The 21,249-nt window shown below is 65.8% G+C and carries 19 protein-coding genes and 2 pseudogenes; 10 read left to right on the top strand and 11 right to left on the bottom strand.

Translation table 11 applies throughout. The features are described 5' to 3' along the window. The first annotated feature begins 334 nt into the window (after window positions 1–334). Entirely contained in the window at window positions 335–691 is a 357-nt protein-coding gene (locus LB572_RS06135) for a DUF2066 domain-containing protein (protein ID WP_224667084.1), read from the top strand. 19 nt (window positions 692–710) lie between these two features. Here the strand turns inward: LB572_RS06135 and LB572_RS06130 are convergent, their stop codons facing one another. Together LB572_RS06130 and LB572_RS06125 are read right to left on the bottom strand one after the other, a co-directional pair. Next, window positions 711–1,688, bottom strand: coding sequence for a membrane dipeptidase (locus tag LB572_RS06130; RefSeq protein ID WP_224667083.1), 978 nt, complete (start codon window positions 1,686–1,688; stop codon window positions 711–713). Then, entirely contained in the window at window positions 1,685–3,133 is a 1,449-nt protein-coding gene (locus tag LB572_RS06125; RefSeq protein ID WP_224667082.1) for an aldehyde dehydrogenase family protein, read from the bottom strand. The genes LB572_RS06130 and LB572_RS06125 overlap by 4 nt, the downstream gene beginning before the upstream one ends. 100 nt (window positions 3,134–3,233) lie before the next feature. On the opposite strand from LB572_RS06125, the gene LB572_RS06120 reads away from it, so the two are divergent. The 6 genes and pseudogenes from LB572_RS06120 to LB572_RS06095 form a co-directional block, all read left to right on the top strand. Further along, the gene (locus LB572_RS06120) at window positions 3,234–4,142 is read left to right on the top strand and encodes a LysR family transcriptional regulator (protein WP_224667081.1); all 909 of its coding nucleotides are present in this window, start codon (window positions 3,234–3,236) and stop codon (window positions 4,140–4,142) included. 15 nt (window positions 4,143–4,157) lie between these two features. Further along, a complete protein-coding gene (locus tag LB572_RS06115) occupies window positions 4,158–5,162 on the top strand; it encodes an Ldh family oxidoreductase (RefSeq protein ID WP_224667080.1) in 1,005 nt (334 codons plus the stop codon). Continuing rightward, entirely contained in the window at window positions 5,159–6,808 is a 1,650-nt protein-coding gene (locus LB572_RS06110) for a hypothetical protein (protein WP_224667079.1), read from the top strand. The genes LB572_RS06115 and LB572_RS06110 overlap by 4 nt, the downstream gene beginning before the upstream one ends. Next, on the top strand, window positions 6,805–7,386 hold the full coding sequence (locus LB572_RS06105) for a DUF3726 domain-containing protein (RefSeq protein WP_224667078.1): 582 nt from the start codon (window positions 6,805–6,807) through the stop codon (window positions 7,384–7,386). The genes LB572_RS06110 and LB572_RS06105 overlap by 4 nt, the downstream gene beginning before the upstream one ends. 14 nt (window positions 7,387–7,400) lie before the next feature. Further along, entirely contained in the window at window positions 7,401–8,507 is a 1,107-nt protein-coding gene (locus LB572_RS06100; RefSeq protein ID WP_224667077.1) for a class I SAM-dependent methyltransferase, read from the top strand. Window positions 8,508–8,558: 51 nt separating this feature from the next. Beyond that, a pseudogene (locus tag LB572_RS06095) lies at window positions 8,559–8,678 on the top strand (ionic transporter y4hA); the annotation flags it as partial. 11 nt (window positions 8,679–8,689) lie between these two features. Here LB572_RS06095 and LB572_RS06090 read toward each other — a convergent pair. The 5 genes and pseudogenes from LB572_RS06090 to LB572_RS06070 form a co-directional block, all read right to left on the bottom strand. Next, window positions 8,690–10,299: pseudogene (locus tag LB572_RS06090) on the bottom strand (alpha/beta hydrolase). Between the two features lie 203 nt (window positions 10,300–10,502). Next, window positions 10,503–11,819, bottom strand: coding sequence for an HlyD family type I secretion periplasmic adaptor subunit (locus tag LB572_RS06085; protein WP_224667076.1), 1,317 nt, complete (start codon window positions 11,817–11,819; stop codon window positions 10,503–10,505). Between the two features lie 3 nt (window positions 11,820–11,822). Then, window positions 11,823–13,583 carry a type I secretion system permease/ATPase gene (locus tag LB572_RS06080; RefSeq protein WP_224667075.1) on the bottom strand — a complete coding sequence of 587 codons (1,761 nt, stop codon included), beginning with the start codon at window positions 13,581–13,583 and terminating at the stop codon, window positions 11,823–11,825. A 12-nt stretch (window positions 13,584–13,595) separates the two neighbouring features. Next, entirely contained in the window at window positions 13,596–15,020 is a 1,425-nt protein-coding gene (locus tag LB572_RS06075) for a family 16 glycosylhydrolase (RefSeq protein ID WP_224667074.1), read from the bottom strand. Window positions 15,021–15,344: 324 nt separating this feature from the next. Then, the gene (locus LB572_RS06070; RefSeq protein ID WP_224667073.1) at window positions 15,345–16,136 is read right to left on the bottom strand and encodes a pyrroline-5-carboxylate reductase family protein; all 792 of its coding nucleotides are present in this window, start codon (window positions 16,134–16,136) and stop codon (window positions 15,345–15,347) included. Window positions 16,137–16,265: 129 nt separating this feature from the next. On the opposite strand from LB572_RS06070, the gene LB572_RS06065 reads away from it, so the two are divergent. The 3 genes from LB572_RS06065 (at window position 16,266) to LB572_RS06055 (ending at window position 17,338) form a co-directional block, all read left to right on the top strand. Further along, window positions 16,266–16,709 carry an SRPBCC family protein gene (locus LB572_RS06065; RefSeq protein ID WP_140804996.1) on the top strand — a complete coding sequence of 148 codons (444 nt, stop codon included), beginning with the start codon at window positions 16,266–16,268 and terminating at the stop codon, window positions 16,707–16,709. Between the two features lie 87 nt (window positions 16,710–16,796). Beyond that, window positions 16,797–17,036 carry a hypothetical protein gene (locus LB572_RS06060; RefSeq protein ID WP_140804998.1) on the top strand — a complete coding sequence of 80 codons (240 nt, stop codon included), beginning with the start codon at window positions 16,797–16,799 and terminating at the stop codon, window positions 17,034–17,036. Window positions 17,037–17,107: 71 nt separating this feature from the next. Further along, window positions 17,108–17,338 carry a hypothetical protein gene (locus tag LB572_RS06055; RefSeq protein ID WP_140805000.1) on the top strand — a complete coding sequence of 77 codons (231 nt, stop codon included), beginning with the start codon at window positions 17,108–17,110 and terminating at the stop codon, window positions 17,336–17,338. Window positions 17,339–17,382: 44 nt separating this feature from the next. Here the strand turns inward: LB572_RS06055 and LB572_RS06050 are convergent, their stop codons facing one another. From LB572_RS06050 to LB572_RS06035, 4 genes are all read right to left on the bottom strand, one after another. Further along, window positions 17,383–18,087, bottom strand: coding sequence for an SDR family oxidoreductase (locus tag LB572_RS06050; protein ID WP_224667072.1), 705 nt, complete (start codon window positions 18,085–18,087; stop codon window positions 17,383–17,385). Window positions 18,088–18,330: 243 nt separating this feature from the next. Beyond that, complete coding sequence (locus LB572_RS06045) at window positions 18,331–18,771, bottom strand: GFA family protein (protein ID WP_224667071.1); 441 nt, start codon at window positions 18,769–18,771, stop codon at window positions 18,331–18,333. Window positions 18,772–18,873: 102 nt separating this feature from the next. After that, window positions 18,874–20,112 (bottom strand): patatin-like phospholipase family protein, encoded by a 1,239-nt coding sequence (locus LB572_RS06040; RefSeq protein ID WP_224667070.1) that lies wholly within the window; start codon window positions 20,110–20,112, stop codon window positions 18,874–18,876. Between the two features lie 135 nt (window positions 20,113–20,247). Beyond that, a complete protein-coding gene (locus tag LB572_RS06035) occupies window positions 20,248–21,147 on the bottom strand; it encodes an SMP-30/gluconolactonase/LRE family protein (protein WP_224667069.1) in 900 nt (299 codons plus the stop codon). Window positions 21,148–21,249 lie beyond the last annotated feature (102 nt).

Here is a 21,249-nt window from a genome sequence, read left to right as displayed (position 1 = left end):
CCGCAGTGAAGATTGTTTCATTGCCGCCGCGATGTCTACAGGCGCTGGCCTAAATTCGATTCAGCCAGGGGAGGGCCGCGCGACGCGAGGAGCGTACGGTCCGGAAATATAAGGGCTTTGAATGGATGCCTTGCAAAATCGGGGCCTGTTGGGCACGCTGGCTCGCCAGCTTTTGGAGCAGCCTGCCCCATGGATTCGCCAGCGCCACAAACGGCCCGCCGCGCGCCGAACCGCTTGAACCTGTCCATCCAGGCCGGCAATGCGCGTGAGTTCGAGCTTTGGCGGTCTGGCTACGCATCGCTCTATGAAATGGATGCCGAAAGCCCGGCGGCCCGTGCGTCGTTCCGGCGGCGCCCACGGCTCGGACCTGCGCGCAAGCTTCGAGGACGCTTCGACGCGTTTCGCGATACCTATCGTCTTCGCAAGCGACGCAGACCTGTCGGCCATCGCGCCGGAGAAGGTCGACGCGATACCGCAAGAGACATTGGCAGGTCTGAAATCCAGATTGGGGGCCGATGCGATCCTGGTCGGCCATCTTGACTGGGAAACCAATGAGCCGGGCTGGCATGCTGTCTGGCGCCTGCCGCTTGGCGCGCAGGACAAGAGCTGGGAGATCGCCGGCGTCAACTTCGATGCCGCGTTCCGCAATGCCATAGGCGGCGCGGCCAAGCGCCTTCGGCCGATGAACTAGCTATTGAAAAGGCCAGCAATCACCCGGCCGCAGGCAGGCTGGCCGTCAGGAAGCGATGCCAAGCGCCGCCGAGCACAAGCGAGGTCTGCGCCTTGTCGAAGCCCGCCGAGAGCAGGCCTTCCGACAACCCAGGAAAGTCGAGGTTCGACCTGAACCAGGATGGCTGTGGCGGGAAACTTGCCGCCGCCTGTGTCTCGCGCGTCCAGCGGCCTTCGCGCATCCAGCGCACGACGCTGTCGGGCTGGTCCTGGCAGAGATCCGAGCCGATGCCGAGATGCTCCGCTCCCATGATCTCGGCGGCCTCGGAAGCCATCGTTCCGAATTGCGCGAGGGTCGTGTCCGAGCCGTTCGGAAGATGCAGCGGATAGAGCGACAGGCCAAGCAGTCCCTGCTTTTCGCGCAGCGCGTGCAGGACGGCCCTGGAGACGTTGCGGTTGCTGTCGCGCAGCCAGCGCGGATTGGCGTGGCTAACGACCACCGGGCATCCTGAGAACGCGATCGTTTCCAGCGCGGTCCGTTCTCCGGCATGCGACAGGTCGATGATCATGCCGAGCCGGTTCATCTCGGCGATCGCCTCGCGTCCCATGCGCGTCACGCCGCTGTCTTCCTTCTCCATCCAGCCGCAGCCGAGCAGCGACTGGTTGTTGTAGGTGAGCTGCATGAAGCGGATGCCGAGATCGAAGAGCATCTCGATCAGGCCGATGTCGTCCTCGATCGGCATCGGGTTCTGCAGGCCAAGCAGGATCGCCGTCCGGTTCGAGGCCCGCGCCCGCTCGATGTCGCCGGCATCGCGCGCCAGGAGGATCAGGTCCTCATTGTCGCGAAGCCAAGTGCGCCAATCGACGAGGTGGCGCACCGTCTCGCGGAAACCTTCGTGATAGCCGACCGTGGCGTGGACCGCGGTCAGGCCGCCCCGGCGCATCTCCTCGAAAATTTCGCGCGACCAGTTGCAGTATTGCAGCCCGTCGATGAGAACTTGCGGCGCGTCGCTGGTCATTCGGGCGCGCCCGCGTGGATGTAGGATGTCTTGACCTGGGTGTAGAACTCGACCGCGGCGCGGCCTTGCTCGCGCGGCCCGTAGCTCGAGGCGCGAACGCCGCCGAACGGCACGTGATAGTCGGTGCCGGCGGTCGCCAAATTGACCATGACGCAGCCTGAGCGCGAGGCGCGGCGGAATTTCGTGGCGCGTGCGAGTGAGCGCGTGGCGATGCCTGCCGTTAGCCCATAGGGCGTGTCGTTGGCGATGAAGATCGCCTCGTCGAGATCGTCGGCGGCAATGATGCAGGTGATCGGCGCGAACATCTCCTCCTGGTTGATGCGCATGCGCGAGCCCCCGTTGAGGAACACGGCAGGAGCCATATAGTGCCCATTATGCGCCAGATCGAGCACCTCGCCGCCGGTCGCAAGCTCAGCGCCTTCGCTGATGCCGAGCGTCACATAATCGAGATTGGCCGAGATCTGCTCGGCGCTGACGACCGGTCCCATCTGGACGCCGGCCTCGAGCGCATGGCCGACCTTCAGGGCCTTGGTCTTCGCCAGCAGCTTCTCGACGAAGGCGTCATGGATCGGCCGGTGCACGATCAGGCGCGACGAGGCCGTGCATTTCTGCCCGGTGCCGCCGAAGGCGCCGTTCACGGCAAGGTCGACGGCGCGGTCGAGGTCGGCGTCGTCCATGATCACAAATGGATTCTTCGACCCCATTTCGAGCTGCAGCTTCACGAAGCGCGCGGCGGCCAGCGCCGCGATGCCGGAGCCGACGGCGCCGGAGCCGGTGAAACTCAACCCTTGTATGTTGGCATTGGCGGCAAGCTCGCGGCCGATCGTCGAGCCCGATCCCATCACCAGGCTGAACAATCCTTTCGGGATCGCCTGCCGGCTGATGATTTCGGTCAGCGCCCAGGCGCTCGCCGGGGTGATGCTGGCCGGCTTCCAGACCACCGCATTGCCGAAGGCAAGCGCCGGCGCGATCTTCCAGGACGCTGTGGCGACGGGGAAGTTCCAGGGCGAAATGATCGCGACGACGCCGAGCGGCTCGCGCTCGATCAGCACGTCGACGCCGGCCCTGACCGAGTCGGCCGAGGAGCCCAGATTGCGCAAGGCTTCAGCCGCGAAATAGGTGAAGAACTGCCCGGCGCGATAAACCTCGCCGACACCCTCGGGAAGCGTCTTGCCCTCCTCGCGCGACAGCAATTCGCCAAGCTCCTTCGAGCGCGCCATCAACTCGCGTCCGACGGCGTCGAGAACGGCGGCTCTGGCTTCCAGCCCCGCCGCCGCCCATTCCCGCTGGGCGCCTTGCGCCGCCGCCACGGCGTCATGGATGTCGGAGGTGCGCGCCTGGGCGAAGCGCCCGACAACATCGGTCACATCGGATGGATTGATGTCCTCGACCCAGCCGGCGCCGTCGCGCCATTCGCCTGCAATGAAGTTCTGACCGTTCAGCATCCTGTTCGACCTGCATCAATTCGGTTGACAACGACCTAACCAATGCTGTGAACTTCAATCAAGCTCAATTTTTGGCACAAATGTTCAGGCAAGCTTAACAGTGACCAAAACCATCAGCCTGACCGGCATGCGCAGCTTCGTCGCGGTCTGCGAGACCGGCGGCGTGCGCGCCGCCCCCGACCAGATCGGCCGCACGCCGTCGGCCGTGTCGATGACCCTGAAGCAATTGGAAGACGACATCGGCGCGCCGCTGTTCGAGAGCGAACGCAAGGGCGCGCTCTCTCCGGTCGGTCGCATCGTGCTCGACGAGGCGCGCGCCATGATCGCGCACTACGACCGCGCCTGCCTGGCAATGACTAGCTACGCGGCGGACCGTCAGGGGCGCTGCGATGTGGCCAGTGTGCCTTCGGTCGCGGTGACCCTGTTGCCGCGCGCGATCGCGCAGCTTCGCGCCGAGGGCAGCCGGTTCGACATCCATGTCCGCGACAGCGATTCCAGCGCCATCGTAGATGCGGTCGAGAACGGCATGGTCGAGGTCGGGCTGTGCGTGCTCGCCACCAGGCGGCCGCAGCTTAGCTTCGAGCCGCTATTCCATGAGCCGCTCGATTTCGTCTGCCCGGTCGATCATCCCCTGGCAAAATCGAAGCGCCCGTTGAAATGGGAGCAGCTCGACGGCGAGAGCTTCATCCGCAACGGCGCGGCGGCTGCCCTCGGCATTACCGAGATCGAGGCGCTTGCCGCCGGCTCGAAACTCACCGCGACCAATGTGAGCTCCAATTTGGCGATGGTGGAGGCGGGGCTCGGGGTGACGATCCTGCCCAGGCTCTGCCGCTGGAAATCGAGCCATGCGGTTCGCTTCATGCCGCTTGCCGATCCGCGCTCGAGCCGCACCGTCGGCTGGATCGCTAAGGAGGGCCGCAACCTGCAGCCGGCATCGCTGCGCTTCATCGAATGCATCCGACTGCAGACGCGGGCGAGCGAAGGAGAGTTCGGCTATGCGGCGGCATGATTGGCGGGTGAGGGGATGACACGTCTGACGCAAGCCCGCATCGAAACGCTCGCCCGCGCCGCGCTGATGCGCCATGGCGCCAGCGAGGGCCAGGCCGGGGCGCTGGCCGCCGGCATCGCGGCAGCCGAACGCGACGGGTTGAAGTCGCACGGCCTGATGTATCTGCCGACCTATTGCGAGCATCTGGCCTGCGGCAAGGTGCTGGGGCAGGCGCAGCCAATCCTGACGCGGCCGGCTCCCGCGGTCGTCGCCGTCGATGCCGCCAACGGCTTTGCCCATGCGGCCATCGCCCTCGGCCTGCCGGCGCTGATCGAAGCGGCGCGCTCGCAAGGCATGGCGGCTTTGGCCATCCGCAACTCCTACAATTGCGGCGCGCTCGGTTATCACACCGAAAACATCGCACAGGCCGGTCTGGTCGGTTTGGGGTTCACCAACGCGCCGGCCTCGATCGCGCCCTGGGGCGGCCGCAAGGCGGCGCTTGGCACCAATCCATGGTCGCTGGCGGTCCCGGACGGGCAGAGCGGCGCCCGTTTCGTCATCGACCAGAGCGCCAGCGTCGTCGCCAAGAGCGAGGTCATCAAGCGCGCCCGCGCCGGCGAGCCGATCCCGCCCGGCTGGGCCTTCGACACGAGCGGCGAGACCACCACCGATGCCGGCGAAGCGCTGAAGGGCACGATGGCGCCGGCGGGCGGCTACAAGGGCGTCGGCTCCGCGCTGCTGGTGGAGATCTTTGCCGCATGCCTGACGGGGGCCAATCCCGGGCTTGTCGCCAGCCCCTTCTCCGGCACGGCCGGAGGCCCGCCGGGAACCGGCCAGTTCTTCCTGGCGGTGTCGCCCGATGCCACTTCGGCAGGGGCCTTCGCGGGCAATCTGGAAATCGTCGCTGGCGCCTTCACTGGCGATACCAGGCTTCCAGGCACAAGGCGCTTCGGCGCGCGCGAACAAAACACCAGAGACGGCATCGAGGTGGCGGCCGAAACGCTCGCCACGCTCGAAAAGCTTGCGGGCGCCACCGCATGACGGCGATCGCGCTGCGCCCGCCCGAGGTTGTCATGCGCCTTAAGCGGCTGGGCGCCGCGCATCCGACGCGCCTCAGCTTTCTGCGCCAGTTGATCCGCCGCGCCGCCCGGGAGAAATGGCGGGTGCGCAAGCATCTGTTCGACCTGGACGACAATGGGTTCGGGTGCGCGGTCTATGCGGTCGAGACGCCGGCGAGAACCTACAGCCTGGTCGCGTTCTCGACGCCGCTCGATGACGAGAAGCGATCCGACCGGGTGATCGCGCAGGCCTGGGACACGAGCTACGTGCTTTACGACGGATTGCCGGACGCCGCCGAAATCGCGCGGCTGGAGGCAAATGCGCCGCTGCAGGAGGCGGGCCGCTACACCAGCCGCGAACTGGTGCTGGCGCGCGCCAACAAGAGCGTGCGGCTGTTCGAGGACGTCGCCGCGGTACTTGCGCAAGGACGACAGCCGGCCGAGGAGCAACTGCTCGGCGTCGGCTATCTGCTGCGCACGACGGCCGTTTACGGCAACGGCAAGTTCGGCATCGCCGATCGCGACGAGATCGCAACACGGCCGGAGCTTGCGGGATCCTTCCAGGCGGAAATGCTCACCGTCTGGCTGATCCGCTCCTTCACGCTCGATCTGGTCGATCACATCGCCCATCGCCGCAATCCGGCCGGCGCGGCCAGGCTGGCGCCGGATTTGCGCCGGGCGCTCGGCGTGGGAAACGCGACCGGGCTCGGCATGGCGCCGTTCCTCGTTCGCCATCCGCTCCTGACGCATAGCTGGTTCCTGGCCCGCGAAACCGCGCTGGCGCGGGTGCGCGCAGAGCCGCATGCTGGCGCGGCGGAACGGGGGATTTTCGCGCGGACGCTTGCCGACCTGTCGCGACGTGTCGCCCGTTGGCACAGCGACGACAGCCGCCAAGCCGCCGCAACCTTGTCGCTGGCCGCCGATCTCGATGCGCTGGTCGGAAACCTCGATCGGCTGCTGGCGAAACCCCAGCCTTGGGATGCGGTCTATCGCTTCGCGGAAGACAATTTCTCCCTCGAAGGGCAGGAGGCCTGCGTCTCGCTGATTCTCGAGCCGCATGGAACTTTGGTCGATAAGCTCGGCGACACGATGAAAGCCGACGAGACGCCCGGCCATGCTATCGCAGGCGGCATGGACTGCGGTTCGCTGCGCAAGGCGCTTCTCGACTGCTATTCCTGGGCGGCAGGCATCGACTTCGCCGAGCCGTCCGCCAATGCGCGCTTCTGGTATGTCTCGGCAGAGAAGCTCGAGCCCCGGCTCGGAGAACGCTTCGAGGAGGATGGCGCCGAGCTCGAACAGCCTTTGGCCACCGCGCGCGACGCACTCAGCCTGGCGGCCGCGCTGGCGCGGGAGCCGGCGTCGGCCCGTGTCGCGGACTTCCTGCTGCGCCGGCCGGAATGGCGCCATGCGGTGCGGCGCGCCCAGATCGTCGCGAAATTCCCCTATGCCGAGATCCACGACAACCTGATCGGCGCCGAATTGCGGCCCGTCGACATATTGCGCGCCAAGCTCGCCTTCTTCGGCGCGCGCAGTTTCGATCCGCGCTCCGACCGCTGGCTGCGCATCGCGCTCTTCAGCGGCGAGCCCCTGATCGAGGATGTCGCTACGATGGCAGGAGAGGCCGCGTGATCGACCTGTCGCTCAACGAGGTGGAAACGCTGAGCACCAAGGCGGCGCGGGGCGCCGGATTCTCATGGGGGCTGGCCGAGGATATCGGCCGCGCGGCACGGCGGATCGCGGTCGAGGGCGACAATTGGGGGCCGGCCCTGCTGAGCTTGTTCGAGGATACGCAATCCTTCGCGCCGCCGGAGCCGGCCCGCGCAAAGCGCTGGCGCGAGGGTGCTGCCGATGTCTCCGACGGCAGGCCGCTCTGCCCGATCCGAACGGCGGCTCTGCTTCTCGACGATCCGCTTCCAGCGAGTGCGATGCCGCTCACGATCATCGATGTCGGCCAGCCGATCTGGCTCGACGCCATGCTGCGCCGCTCGGCCATGCGCATAGCCCATCCGGCGGCGCCGCTGACGCCAAAGGCCGATGTCGTCATCGAAGGCCGCGCCGGAATCGCCCAGCCGGTCACGGGCCGGCGCGGCGCGATCGACGGGCAGATACTTGCCGCCCTGAATTCCTTCGCCGCCAGAACCTATGTGCCGGAAAGCGAGCGGTCGCGCATGCGCGGAGCCGGCGGCGGCCGCGTGGACGATGAATAACAAGGGGAGAAAAAATGAGCGCAGCCGACGACCAGAAGATCGCCATGCGCGGAGCGGGCTATTACTCGGCCAACACCGTGGGCGCCAAATACGTCATCGACAAGGTCGGCGACCTCGTCGTCGAGGCCGCCGCGAGGATGCCTCGGCTGGCTGAGGGGCAACCGTTCGCGATCGCCGATTTCGGCGCGGCGGATGGCGGCACCTCGATGGACATGATGCGTCGGCTGGTCGGCGCCATTCGGGAGAGGGAACCGCAGCGGGCGATATCGATCACCTACACCGACCTGCCTCACAATGATTTCTCGACCCTGTTCCGGCTGAGCCAGGGGCTGCTGGGAACCTCCGCGGAGGTTCCGTTGGCCGAGACGCCCGGTCTCTACATCTTCGGCAGCGGCACCAGCTTCTATCGCCAGATATTGCCGGACAATTCGCTCTCGTTCGGCTTTTCCGCCACGGCGATGCACTGGATCAGCAAGCGGCCGTGCATGATTGCCGACCATGTTCAGGCGGTCGGCGCGACGGAAACCGAGCGGGCGCAGTTTCGCGCCCAGGGCCTGCGCGACTGGGAGACGATCCTGCTGGCCAGGGCGCGCGAGCTCAGGTCCGGCGGCAGGCTGGCGCTGGCCAATTTCTGCGTCGACGAAGAAGGGCGCTATCTCGGGCATACGACCGGGGTCGACATGTTCGACGGCTTCGCGCGCCATTGGCGCGACTTGGCTCGTGCAGGGCGGATCAGCGAGACGGAATATGTCAACGCGACGTTCCAGCAATTCTACAAGACGCCGGAGGAGTTCGCGGCACCCTTCCGCGATCCGGCTTCGCCGGTGTCGCAAGCCGGACTGAGGCTGGAAAACATCTTCACCATGGTGACGCCTTGCCCCTATGCCGAGGCCTTCCGGGTCCATGGCAACGCGCAGAACTTCGCCGGGGCCTATGTGCCTACGCTCCGCTCCTGGTCGGAAACCGTCTTTGCGAACGCGCTCGATCCCTCGCGTCCCGCCAATGACCGTGCCGCAATCGTCGACGATCTCTATGGCGCGTACGAAGCCGATGTTGCGCGCGCCCCCGAAGGCCATCGGATGGACTACGTCCACTGCGTGACGGAGATCGTCAAGTCGTAAGAGGCTATCGAGGTCCGCGCCCGGGGTCGGTCGCGGACACAAGCCGATACCCTTCTTCTGCTCACCCTGTTCGTCAGCACGCTCACGCTCGGCACGGGCCGCACGACGAGCCTTCAAGGCGTGGTCCATCTCGGCATATTCGCCATGTTCCTGCTGATTTCGGCGGTGCCCTGGAGCCTCAGCTATCCACCTCTGTCGGCCTCTGCGGCAACCTTGGCGGCAAGATGGGCCTTGAGGGCGGCGAGATCCTGTTGCGACCAGTCCTTCACGCCCAGCACCGCGCTCCAGGCTTCCACATAGTCCTGCGGCGCGTAGACATGGCCGTGGCCGATCGGCGTGGTCGTCGCCACGGCCATGTCCAGACCGAGCTGCAGCATGGTCACCACCGGGTACCAGGCGAGTTGCGGCGAGACGTCCGGCCCGCGCGGCGCCTTCATCCATCGGGCTGCCGGTAGGCGTCGCGATAGTCGAAGAAGACGATCGGGTCGCTGGCATATTGCAGGTAGACGACCCTCAGCGGCCCCCAGGGCGTGTCGGGCGCCACCGCCGGACCATTCTGGTTCATGAACCGGACCAGACTGCTGTCGCGGAAGATCGGCAGCCACTGCGGCGAGCCGTTGCTGCGCGTATCGCTGACCGAACGCCAGATGCGGCTTTCGAAGGGCGGTCCGCTCCAGAGCGCGCCGCTGATCGGATCGCCGAAGATCTCGAACAGCCCGGCTGATTTCTCGGAGTTCATGGCGCCGAGGCTCAGCCCGTGCAAGTAAAGCTTCGGTCGGGACTGCTTCGGCAGGCTCGTCCAGTAGCCATAGATTTCGAGGAACAGCGCGCGGGCCGTCTCGGCGCCGTATTCCGGCTGCGCCAGCAGCGAAAGCGGGCTGCTCAGATAGGAATACTGGGCGGCGACGCTGGCGACATCGCCGCGGCACAGATATTCGAGCGCGTCCATCGAGGCCGGATCGATCCATCCGGTGCCGGTCGGCGTGATGACCACAAGCGTGGACTTGTCGAAGCCGCCGGTCCGCTTCAATTCCTCCAGCGCAAGTTTTGCCCGGGCTTGCGGGTTGTCCGCCGCCCCCAGTCCGACATAGACCCGGACCGGCTGTTGCGCCGGGCGCCCGGTGAAGGCGCCTATCTCGGCAGCGGCGGGACCGTCCGCGATGAACTCGCGGCCGGCGCGGCCGAGCTCGTCCCACTTGACCAGCGAGGCGGGGCTTCCCGTCCTGGAGGCATCGCTCGGCGGCTGGCGCTCCGGTTCCAACAGAGCGTCGAACTTGGCGAACGAGGAGTCGAGCGCGCTGAAGATCGCCCGGATCGCGACGTCGCTCACCAGCAACCAGATGAGCAGCGTGGCGATGGCGGCGCCGGCCACATTCGCCAGGCGCCTGGGTATGTAGCGTCTCAGTGCCCCGGCGATGGTGCGCACCAGCCATGCCACGAGGCGGGCCAGCGCCAGCACGACGATGAAGGTGCAGATGGCCAGGGCGCAGACATTGACCGGGTGAGCGCCATCGACGGCCGGCATGCCCATCACCGCGCGGATTGAGTTCTGCCAGGCGCCGGATCGCCACAGCGCCACGATCGCCAGGCCGAGGCACGGGATCATGATGACGGCCTTCGACAGCGAACGCGCCCGTGGCGGCAGCTCCGGAATCTCCAGATATCTCCACAGCCACCGCAAGGCGACGCCGAGGCCGTAGCCGATGGCGAAGCACGCGCCCGCCAGCACGCCCTGCGTCAGGTCGGTGCGGGGAACGAGCGTCGGCGTCAGGGCGGCCGCGAAGAACAGCATGCCGAGGGCTATGCCGACACCGGACAGCGATCGCCAGACATGAAGCAAACGAGCAGTTGTCACGTGGGCCTTACGCGTCGGGTTGAACCGCAGGATAATTCCGGCTTCCGGTTCCTATATCGCAGGCTTTGCCGATCCGCTATCGGCCCAACATCCGGGGAGCGTCGACCAGGGGGAGCGATCAAGAGGACTCGCCTCGCAGCCTACCTTTCCCTGAATGCCCGCGCGAAGGAATCCATCATCGGGCGCACGAGGTATTCGAAGAAGGTTCGGTCGCCGGTGCTGATGAAGACGTCGACCGGGGTGCCGGGATAGAGCTGTTCTCTCTTCACGCCGGCGGGCAGGGCGTCGGTGATCTTCAGCTTGGCGCGGAAATAGGGCTCGTGCGTGGCCTGGTCGGTCAGCCGGTCGGCGGAAATCTCGCTCACCGTGGCCGGCACTTCCGGCGTGAGGCGCGTGTTGAGCGCGGAGAGCCTCAGCTTCGCCTGCTGGCCGACATGCACCTGGTCTATGTCCTTCGGCCTGAGCTTCGCGTCGACGATCAGGCCGGATGACGTGGGCAGGATTTCCATGATTTTCTCGCCTGGCCCGATCACGCTGCCTTGCGAATTGTAGGTCGAGGACACCACGATGCCCGCCGCTGGCGCGGTGATCGTCGTGCGTTGCAGCACTGCTTGCGCCGCGCGCATCCGCTCCTCGATGTCGGCGAGGTTGGTGCGCACGTCGTCCAGCTTGGTCAGCGCTTCCTCGACGCGCTGCGTGGTGGCGCGTTCGGTCTGCGCCTCCGCCTCGATGATCTGCGTGTTGGCCGAGGCAAGGTTGGCCTCCAGCGCGCCGGCCTGGCCGACGAGGTCGGCCTCGCTGCGCAAGAGCAGCGAATATTCGTTGCGATCGGTAAGGCCCCTGTCCAGAAGGTCGGTCTTGATGCCGAGCTCCTTCTTCACCACCTCGGCCTGCTGCTCGATCGCCAGCTTCTGCGCGTTCAGCCCTTTGACCGACTCGCGATGCATGGCGACGCGCTGCGCCAGGATCGATTGCTCCGAGCGGAACCGCGCCAGCCTGGCGTCGAACTCTTTCTTTTGTTCGCGGATCAGGTTCTCGAATTCCGGCTGGAACGGCGCGGGCGCGGGCTCGGCGATCGGCGCCAGCGTGGCGAGACCGTCGCGCTCGGCCTCCAGCCGCGCGGCGCTCGCCTTGAGCGCGATCCACTGCCTCGTCAGCCGGTTGAGATCGGCTTCGGCTGCCGTCCGGTCGAGCAGGATGAGCTCCTGGCCTTCGCGCACGCGGTCGCCTTCATGCACCAGCAATTGCTTGATGATGCCGCCCTCGCGGTGCTGGATCAGGATGTTGCCGCCGGTCGCCGCGATCGTGCCTTGTGTGATCACCGCGCCGGCCAGAGGCGCCTTGGCCGCCCAATAGCCGAAGCCGCCGATAAGAAGCGCGACCGCAGCGTAGCCGGCGAAGGCGGTGCCGCGGAAATCCGTGCGCGGGCGGCCGTCGAAGGTGAGGCTCTGCGTCATCGTTCAGGACCCGTAGCGGGTGGTCGTCGCGGCGCGAATGGTCGGCGCGAACGATCCGGTCACCACCGTGCTCCGCTGCGCGGCTTTGCCGGGTTGCCGCAGCACCTCCGCGCTCGGCCCGAACGCCTCGATGACGCCGCCGCGCAAGACCATCACGCGGTCGCAGGCGGTGGCGATCGAAGGCCGATGCGTGATCACGATCGTGGTGACGCTGGCAGCGCGCGCGGCGGCAAGCACCGCGTCCAGCGCGGTCTCTCCGGCGCCGTCGAGATGCGTGCTCGGCTCGTCCAGCACCAGGATGCGCGGGTTGCCGTAGAAGGCGCGCGCCAGCCCGATCCGCTGCCGCTCGCCGCCTGACAGCGTGCCGGCGATCGTCGTCTGGTAGCCGTCGCGCAGCGAAAGGATCAACTCATGCGCCTCGGCGCGCCTCGCCGCCTCGACGATCGCCGCGTCGTCGACGTCCGCGTCGAAGCGGGCGATGTTGTCGGCGATGGAGCCAGGGAAAAGTTCCACCTCCTGCGCTAGGTAGCCGATATGCCGTCCAAGCTGGTTTTCGTCCCAGGTCCTGAGCTCCGCGCCGTCGATCCTGACCGAACCGCCGCTTGGTTGCGCGGCGCCGACAAGCAGCCGCGCCAGCGTCGATTTGCCGGCGCCGCTCGGGCCGACGATCGCCACCGCTTCGCCGGGCTGAATCGCGAAGCTCAATCGCTTGAGGATCGGCTCGGCGCCGAACGTGGCATTCGGCGCGATGAAGAAAAGATCCTGCGCCGAGATCGCGCCGGTGGGGTCGGGCAGGATGAGCTTGCCCGCCTTTTCCGGCTGCGCCGAAAGCGCGCGCCCGAGCCGCGTCCAGGCGCGCCTGGCCTCGCCGAGCTGCCGCCAGGAGCCGATCAGCTGGTCGAGCGGCTGCAGCGCGCGGGACGACACCAGCGAGGCGGCGAAGATCATGCCCGCCGTCATCTCGCTCTTGAGCACCAGCCAGGCGCCGGTGCCGAGGATCGCCAGTTGCAGCATCATGCGCAGCGCCCGCGAAGCGCCGCTGAAGACTGCGTTGGCGCCGGCCGAACGGTCGTGCAGGACAAGCGCGGCCGCCACATGCCGGCCCCATGCGCGCGCGGCGTTTTCCACCATGCCCATGGCGCGCAGGGTCTCGGCGTTGCGGGCAAAGGCCTGCTCGGCTTGGCTGGCCAAGGCCGAACGCTCCGCCGAGAGCGCATCGTTCCTGCCGATGGCAAGCTGGTTGGCAAAGACCAGCACGACGAGCAGCGCCGCGCCGCCAAGCGTCACCCAGAACAACAGCGGATGGATCAGGTAGAGCAGCGCGAGGAAGACCGGCGCGAAGGGCAGGTCGAACAGCACCGAAACACCGCGCGAGCGGATGAAGGCGCAGACCGCGGCGAGGTCGGTGAGCGGCGATGGCACAGTCCTGGAGCCGAGCGAGGCGGCGAACGTTCTCGCGCCCAGCCTGTCGTTGACGGTCGCGGCGACGCGCTGCGTGTAGATGGCGCGGACGGCGTCGAGAAAGCCGAGGAAGCCAAGCGCCGCGACCGCGATGACCGACAGATAGACGAGCGTCTCGACGCTGGAGGAAGGCAGCACACGGTCATAGACCTGGAGCAGGTAAAGCGGGATCACCAACAGCAGGAGATTGACGAGCAGCGAGAACAGCCCGACATCGGCGACGGCGCGCAGGAATACCCGGCGCAAAAGCACCGGCCACGGGCCGGCCTGCCTGATCGCATCCGGGGCGCGCTCCCTCGACATCGCCTCGACCGCCTAGGCTGTGTGTTCGCCCGTGACGTTCAAATGGCTCTGCTGCAGCTCATCCAGCGTATAGGCGTGGATGTAGTCGATCTTCATCTGGGCCGGCGTGGCGAGATGGTCCGGCGGCGCACCGGCCTGGCCGCCCACCGCGAGGTCGACAAGCATGTACATCGGCTTGTTCATGTCGGACGGCGTCGCCGCTTCGGCCACCTGCATCCCGTCATAGGTCCACACCAGCTTGTCCGGCGTCCACAACAGGCCATAGGTATGGAAGCCGGCGGTGTCCATGACGTTCACCGTCGATCCCACCGTCGTGTGCTGGCCGGTCTCGTTGGTATGCGCGGTCACCAGCAGCGAATTCGGCTTCTGGCCATACATTTCCATCACGTCGAGCTCCGGTGGCCAGGAGCCGTCTTCCGGCAGCAGCCAGAAGGCCGGCCAGGCGCCGGCGTTTTCCGGCAGGTCGGCCTTCATTTCGAAATAGCCGTAGGTCTGCGAGAACGAATCATGCGTGGTCAGGATGCCGGATGTGTATTCGTAGTTGTTGATCAGCGGCTTGATGTCGGCCGGCGTCTGCGCCGCGGTGATGATGAGGACCCCGTCCTGCACGCTGAACGGATGCACCGAGCTGGTCGGGCCGTAATTGGCGTCGATGTACCACTGCAGCTCGCCATTGCGGGTGAGCGTGCTGCCGTTCGCCGCGCCCCACCAGAAATTGGTGTCCCACGTTCCGCCCTGGCTACTGTGAAGATTGAGCGTGTTGAATTCGTCGCTGAAGGACAGCGTCATGCCGGACTTGTCGATCGGCAGCTCGAACTGGTTAGGCTGGAATTTGTCGATCGTGGTGTTCTTGAATTCGAGGATCTCTCCCGATCCAAGGTTCAGCATCACATTGGGTCCCGCCTGGATCATGCTGTCATGGATGGCGGTGAACGAGGTGAACCCGTAGCCGTCGAGGCGCACGGTATCGTTCGAGGCGAAATTGACGATCGAGTCGCTGCCGTTGCCCTTGGCGATGATGAAAGTGTCGGCGCCGCCGCCACCATCGATCAGGACATCGTTGCCCGCGCCGCCGTCCAGGGTCTGGCCGCCTGCCGTGGCGGTGATGATGTTGTCCAGCGCATTGCCGAAGGCATAGTTGTGGGGGTTGGTGACGATGAGGTTCTCGACATTGTCCGGCAGCGTGTAGCTCATCCATGTGCTGATCGTGTCGATGCCCTCGCCAGGGTTCTCGACCACCTTGTTGCCCGCCGAATAGAGATAATAGATGTCGTCGCCGGAGCCGCCATACATGGTGACGTTGACACCACTGGCGGCCCAGATGGAGTCGTTGCCGCTGCTGCCGTTGAACGTCGGTCCGGACGAGGCCGAAAACCAATGATTGGAAGCGCCGCTATAGTAGAGAGGAACGCCTACCGCGTTGACGACGAAGCTCATCGGACGATCCTTCCGTGCTGCCCCGCCCGGATGGCTCATTGCAGGTTCAAGCGAGTGCTTCGAACCAACTTGCAACACGGGCTATCGTTCCCGAAAACAAGCAAATAGTACAGAGAAAAACGACAGTAATTTTGTCGATATTTCGAGAAGATAGAATGAGCGATGCCTAATACAATTAGGGCGCGAATTATACTCAATTTTACTTAATTTGGCAAGATTTTCTGCCAAAAGATTGTGCAGATAGCCGTGGACGCATGCATCTGTCGCGGCGGAGCCACAGGGCATGGCCGATCGAGTTTTGACATCTGGGAGTGGAGCGCTCGCTTACGTCTCGCCCATCGCGATCGACTTCCTGAACGCCGCCGTCAGCCCCTGGGCGACCGCCTCGTCGAACCCGGCTTTGCGCATCGTCTCAACCGCCGCGGCAGTCGTGCCGCGATAGCCGAGGAACGCTTCGACCGTGTCGGCGGGTGAGGCATCCTTCACCTCGAGCAACCGGCCGGTGCCGGTCAGCACCGTGTTGACGGCGCGCTGCGCGACTTCGGGCTTGAGGCCAAACGCGATGGCGTGGCGCATTATGGCGTCGGCCAGAAGGGCAGGGAAGGCCGGTCCCGATCCGGTCAGGCCGGTGAGATAGTCGATGTCGCGTTCGCTGCCGACCTCGTCCTGGCAACCACAGGCGGAAAAGATCGCGCGCACGATGGCGCGGTCCTCGCTGGTCGCATCGCTGCTCGCGATCCACGGCGTGTAGGATTTTGCGACCTCGGCCGCGGCGTTGGGCAATGTGCGCACCACGCGGCGTGTGCCGTGCCTCTCGCCGATCTCGGCAAGGCGGATGCCGGCCATCACCGAGATGACCAGCTTGCCCTTGGCGTCGACGGTAAGCGCCGGCCAATCCTGCGGCCGCACCGAAAGCATGATGATGTCGCAACGCTCTGCAAGCGCCTGGTTATCGTCGGTCCAGAACGCGCCGGCAAAACGATCCGGCCGGCCGCTGCGGTAGGAGAGGGCAAGGTCCCGCGCGTGAACGATGCCGGCCTGAAGCGCGGCGCCCGCGATGGCGCCGCCCAGCCAGCCCGCGCCGCCGACGATGCCCAGCCTGATCGAAGCGCTCATGTCCGCTGCCTCCGTTGCCGGATGCCACGGTAGCCGCCGGGCAAAAAATTTGACAGCCTCTGTCGGATCGGCCGCAGCCCGTCCGTCCTTGGGGCATCGATCAACGGAAACCAGAGAGGATATCGAGACATGCCGAGCACCATCAAACTGCACCGCGTCCTGGCGACCAAGCCGGAAAAGGTATACCGCGCGTTCGTCGAGGCAGATGCGTTGGCGAAGTGGCTGCCGCCGAACGGCTTCACCTGCACGGTGCATGAGTTCGAGGGCAAGGTCGGCGGCGCCTACAAGATGTCCTTCCGCAACTTCACCACCGGCGACAGCCATTCCTTCGGCGGCGAATTCGTCGAGCTCGTTCCGGGCGAGCGCCTGCGCTATACCGACCGCTTCGACGATCCCAACCTGCCGGGCCAGATCGAAGTGACGGTGACCTTGAAGAAAGTGCTTGTCGGCACCGAGATCAACATCACCCAGGCCGGCATCCCGGACGCCATCCCCGCCGAGGCCTGCTATCTCGGCTGGCAGGAATCGCTGCGCAACCTAGCCAAGCTCGTCGAGCCGGAGATCAACCAATAAACTCGTGTAAGGCGGCGGCCTGTATCGCGGCCGCCGCCTTACCCAAGGTAAGTAAAATTTCACCAAGCGCTGTTAAAAGCCGCTGCCATGGATCGCAACAAGAACAACGACCTGTTTGTCCTGATGGCGGCGCTCGCCGCCATCGCGGTCTACAACATTGCCTGCGGCATCCAGACTGGCGAAGTCCGCGGCAAGTTGCATTGGGTCGCGCTCGTGGACGATCCGACACGATTCTGGAACATCGTGGTCGGCAATTCGATCGTCCTGGTGGGCTCGATAGCCTTCCTGTGCGTTCTGTGCGTGCTCAATTCCCGCAGACCCGGATGACTTGAGCGGGCGTCCCTGTTGCCCGCACGACGATAAGCAAAATTTCATCGGGCGGAGCTAGACCATGCTCCATGGATCGCAACAAAACCGACGCTTTCTTTGTCCTGGTGGCGGCACTCGCCGCCTTCGCGATCTATAATCTTGCCTACGGCCTGAAGACCGGAGAAATCCGGGGGCGGCTCAGCTGGATTTCGTGTGCGGACGACCCGGCACGTTTTTGGAGCAACGTTCTCGGCAATGTGGTCGCCGTCGTTGCGTTTCTGGGTGTCCTCTTGCTGCTGCATCTTCGCAGCCGCAAATGACTTGGCGCCCGGTATTGCCGGGCGCCATCGCGTTGCCGCGCGACTTACACCGCTCGGGTAATGCCGCCGTCGACGCGGATGTTCTGCCCGGTTATGTAGGCGGCCCCGTCCGAGGCGAGGAACGAGATCGTCGCGGCGATCTCTTCCGACGTGCCGTAGCGCTTCAGCGGCACGCTGTCGCGACGCTCGTTCGTCGTCGGCAGGCTGTCGATCCAGCCGGGCAGCACGTTGTTCATGCGGATGTTGTCGGCGGCATAGGTGTCGGCGAAGATCTTGGTGTAGGCGGCGAGCCCGGCGCGCCCCACGGCCGAGGTCGGGAACATCGCGCTCGGCTCGAACGCCCAGGCGGTCGAGATGTTGATGATGACGCCTGATTTCTGCTTCTGCATCACTGGCGTCACCAGCCGGGTCGGGCGCACGGCGTTGAGGAAATAAGTGTCGATGCCCTTGTGCCAGTCCTCGTCGCTGATCTCGATGATCTGCGCGCGCGGCCCATGGCCGGCGCTGTTGACCAGCACGTCGATGCGGCCCCAGCGTTGCAGCGCGCCGTCGGTAAGGCGCTTCAGGTCTTCGTTCGACTGGTTGGAGCCGGTGACGCCGAAGCCGCCGAGTTCCTTGCCCAGCGCCTCGCCCTTGCCCGAGGAGGAGAGCACGCCGACCTTGAAGCCGTCCGCTGCCAGGCGCTTCGCCGCCGCAGCCCCCATGCCGCTGCCGCCCGCCGTCACCAGAGCTACTTTTTCTGCCGCCATGTCCTGATCCATTCGTTGGAATTGTTGAAAGCGCCTCTGTTAGCACGCGGAGGGCAGGGCACGAACCGGATTGGATTACGCCAAGGCGGCGTTGGCAATTGGCGAAAGCGGCCGAACTGCCAATCTCCCCCCAAGTGGGGGAGATGCCCGGCAGGGCGGAGGGGCGCGCTGTCCCGCTGACATATCAGTACCTATCGAAGTGCTGTGCCCTCGATTTGGCGAGACCCAAGCTGGGGCAATGCCTCATTCCTTCGCGCCCCCCTCGGTCCTGCCGGACATCTCCCCCACGACGGGGGAGATTGGCGGCTCCGCCGACGCCTCCCTGCCTACCCACGCATGCTGTCTCTCCTCCCAAGCGATCCGCGTCGGCGCGGGAAAGTCCGGATCGGCAAAGCATCCGACTGCAACCGCGATCGCGTCCGGCTTGCGCTCCGGCTCCCAGAAGACGCTGGAGCCGCACTCCGGGCAGAAATGGAAGGTGACCGCATGGCCGCCGTCGGACAATCGCCTGTAGGTGCTGGCAGCGCCTTCGGCCCTGACCGCCACGCGCGCAAAGAAGGCGGCAATGCCGTACGTGCTGCCGGTCCGCCTCTGGCAGTCGAGGCAGTGGCAAAGCGCGACCAGTCGCGGCTCGCCGTCACAGGAGATCTTCAGTTGCCCGCAGGCACAGGATGCGGTTCGCATGGGCTGTCTCATGGTTGACATGAATGCTTCGCGCGCCTCGCGGCGCCCGGCAATCGATATTTTCGGGAGGTGGGCTTGCCTTGGTGTGGCGAGGAAAGGCTCTCAAACCTTGAACACGCTCATCACCGCTTTCGAAACCCGCGCGCAACGTCTAGGTTTCACGTCGCCCGGCTTCAGCGGCACGCCCTTGCCCGGGGCCACCGCCGGCTCGTACCAGCCGCGCAGCGCCTGGTCGGCGGCGCAGTAGCCCCAGTTCACCAGGTCGACCGTCTCTTCGCTGCCCAGGAAATGCAGCGACGTCCCGATATCGGCTGGCGCGGTGGCGGCGGTCTGCACGAAATTCGGTTCGGTCGCGTCCGGCTTGCTGGCGATCGACCAGAAGACGCCGCGCGCCGCCGCATAGTCGGGGCGCGTCGCGTCATTGGGCAGGCCGCGATCGTCGGCGTCCTTGGCTGCCTGGAAGCGCGCCACCAGGTCCCGGCGCCGCAACGAGCGCACCTGGTTGTCGGTGGTGTCGGCGACGCGCTTCAACTGCGAGAACCAGTTCCAGTAGCCGGCGTTCGAAGCCTGCCAGGGCGCGCCGGCGTCGCTCACCAGCAGCCAGCGGCAGCGCTTCAGCGCCGGTTCGATGCCGTGATTGTCGTAGACGCCGCCATCGGTCAGCACGGCGCGGGAAGGCGGCACTGGCGCGCCGACGCTCGGGTCGAGCTTGTCGTTCTTCCACGCGAAGGGCGTGAGGTCGAGCCGGAGCGGCGACAGGAAGGGCGGGAAGGCCGAGGAGGCGGCAACCGCGAGAGCCACCGGCAAGTCGGCCTGGTAGGCGACGCCGATGCGGTAGTCGGCGATATAGCGCCGCGACAGGCGAAACAGCGAGCCGGTGCCGAGATTGCTGGAGCAGAACACGAACCAGGGTCTTTCCGGCAAGCCCTTCAGCATCGGTCTCGAACCGGCGAACAGGTGTTTGTCGTAGCAGGCGGCGACCTCGCGCGCGGCGCTGGAAAACGGGTTGAACAGGCCCTTGAAGATCGACGGCGCGTCGAGGAAGACCTGCGAGAAGTCCAGTATCCTGTCGAGATAGACATCGAAATTGGTGGCGACACTGTTGACGAAGGCAAAGCGCGGCCAAAGCACCGCGAGCAGCCCGACAGCGATCGAGCCGCCCGAGACCGAGCTCACCATGTCGAGTTTCTGGAGCAACCCCGCCTCATTGAGACGGCAGAGGGTGCCCGCATGAAACAGCATTGCGCGATAGCCGCCGCCCGACAGGCAGAGGCCGAGATCGTAGCGCTCGGCCTTGCCGCCATCCGCGTCCGGTGCTGATCCGGCCGCAATCGGCTCCATCGCGGCCCCCCCCTCTGCCTCCGGCGTCCTCGAGCTTGGCTTTGGTCAATCCAGCCCAGCGCCCGCATTCTTGCAAGTGGGGGAACGCGTAACTTCACAGATTGGAAATCGGCCGGCGTGCCGGCTGATGGGAGATTATCCGAAGCGGTTGGCCGGCACGCCGCGTACGCCAGGCTTGAACGCGAACAGGCCGCCCTCGGAGGGATTGGCGGCAAGATGCTCCGCGCTCATCGTGAAGCGCGCGGAGGTCACGAACAGCGTGTCGAGATCTGCACCGCCGAAGGCGCAGCTCGTCGGCCAGCTGCAGGGCAGTTCGACGATCCGGTCCAGCCTGCCGTCGGGCGCGATGCGGGCGAGGCAGCTCCCGCCAACCACCCGGCAGTTCCAGACATAACCCTCGGCGTCGAGACAGGAGCCGTCCGGCAGGCCGCGCTCGAAACCGGTGAAGAAGGATTGGCGTTCGCCGAGCCGGCCCGCCTTCTTGTCCCACTCATAGCTGTAGAGCGCGTTCTTCATCGTGTCGGCGGTGACGAAGCGGCCGTCCGGCAGCCACGCCATGGTGTTGGTGATGCCGAAGCGGTCCTCGCTGAGCGACGCCGCCTTGCCGTTGGAGTCGACCCGGTAGAGCCGGCCGTCGTCGCTTGCTATGGCCAAGGGAGCGTCGTCCGACCCGATATTGTTGGCCATCGTGCCGACCCAGAACGAGCCGTCCGGCGCCACCACGCCCTCATTCAGCCTTGTGCCTGGCCAGTCGGCCTCGATCGTCGCGAGCGTCCGGAACGACCCGCCGAAATCCCACAGCGCGATGTCCTTGCGCAACCCGACGACGGCGCCGCCATCGGCGCGCAGGCCGACCGAGGTGACGAGGTCGCCCGTCGGCCAGTTCTCATGCGCTCCGGTCGACGGGTCCAGCCGATGGATCCGGCGGCCGATGATGTCGACCCAGACCAGCCTGCCACAGCGGTCATCCCACATCAGGCTCTCGCCGACCACGTCGCGCGCGCCGAAGATCAGGCCGGCTTCCGTGTCGTGCATGAGGCTTCTCCAGGCAGGTTTCAGAAATCAGCTTGACATATATCTTTTGCGTGAAATATGAGCAATTGGATAACAACCTGTCATACAGGTTTTCAGGGAAGC

Origin of the sequence: Mesorhizobium sp. BH1-1-5 (assembly GCF_020165615.1) — a bacterium.
Classification (GTDB): Bacteria; Pseudomonadota; Alphaproteobacteria; order Rhizobiales; family Rhizobiaceae; genus Mesorhizobium.
This window is presented reverse-complemented; position numbering and strand designations above follow the sequence as displayed.

What these genes read in the sequence shown, in the direction of transcription:
- LB572_RS06130 (WP_224667083.1), bottom strand. Translation starts at nt 1,688, where the DNA reads ATGACCAGCGACGCGCCGCAAGTTCTCATCGACGGGCTGCAATACTGC.
- LB572_RS06125 (WP_224667082.1), bottom strand. Translation starts at nt 3,133, where the DNA reads ATGCTGAACGGTCAGAACTTCATTGCAGGCGAATGGCGCGACGGCGCC.
- LB572_RS06115 (WP_224667080.1), top strand. Translation starts at nt 4,158, where the DNA reads ATGACACGTCTGACGCAAGCCCGCATCGAAACGCTCGCCCGCGCCGCG.
- LB572_RS06110 (WP_224667079.1), top strand. Translation starts at nt 5,159, where the DNA reads ATGACGGCGATCGCGCTGCGCCCGCCCGAGGTTGTCATGCGCCTTAAG.
- LB572_RS06100 (WP_224667077.1), top strand. Translation starts at nt 7,401, where the DNA reads ATGAGCGCAGCCGACGACCAGAAGATCGCCATGCGCGGAGCGGGCTAT.
- LB572_RS06085 (WP_224667076.1), bottom strand. Translation starts at nt 11,819, where the DNA reads ATGACGCAGAGCCTCACCTTCGACGGCCGCCCGCGCACGGATTTCCGC.
- LB572_RS06080 (WP_224667075.1), bottom strand. Translation starts at nt 13,583, where the DNA reads ATGTCGAGGGAGCGCGCCCCGGATGCGATCAGGCAGGCCGGCCCGTGG.
- LB572_RS06075 (WP_224667074.1), bottom strand. Translation starts at nt 15,020, where the DNA reads ATGAGCTTCGTCGTCAACGCGGTAGGCGTTCCTCTCTACTATAGCGGC.
- LB572_RS06070 (WP_224667073.1), bottom strand. Translation starts at nt 16,136, where the DNA reads ATGAGCGCTTCGATCAGGCTGGGCATCGTCGGCGGCGCGGGCTGGCTG.
- LB572_RS06065 (WP_140804996.1), top strand. Translation starts at nt 16,266, where the DNA reads ATGCCGAGCACCATCAAACTGCACCGCGTCCTGGCGACCAAGCCGGAA.
- LB572_RS06060 (WP_140804998.1), top strand. Translation starts at nt 16,797, where the DNA reads ATGGATCGCAACAAGAACAACGACCTGTTTGTCCTGATGGCGGCGCTC.
- LB572_RS06055 (WP_140805000.1), top strand. Translation starts at nt 17,108, where the DNA reads ATGGATCGCAACAAAACCGACGCTTTCTTTGTCCTGGTGGCGGCACTC.
- LB572_RS06050 (WP_224667072.1), bottom strand. Translation starts at nt 18,087, where the DNA reads ATGGCGGCAGAAAAAGTAGCTCTGGTGACGGCGGGCGGCAGCGGCATG.
- LB572_RS06045 (WP_224667071.1), bottom strand. Translation starts at nt 18,771, where the DNA reads ATGCGAACCGCATCCTGTGCCTGCGGGCAACTGAAGATCTCCTGTGAC.
- LB572_RS06040 (WP_224667070.1), bottom strand. Translation starts at nt 20,112, where the DNA reads ATGGAGCCGATTGCGGCCGGATCAGCACCGGACGCGGATGGCGGCAAG.
- LB572_RS06035 (WP_224667069.1), bottom strand. Translation starts at nt 21,147, where the DNA reads ATGCACGACACGGAAGCCGGCCTGATCTTCGGCGCGCGCGACGTGGTC.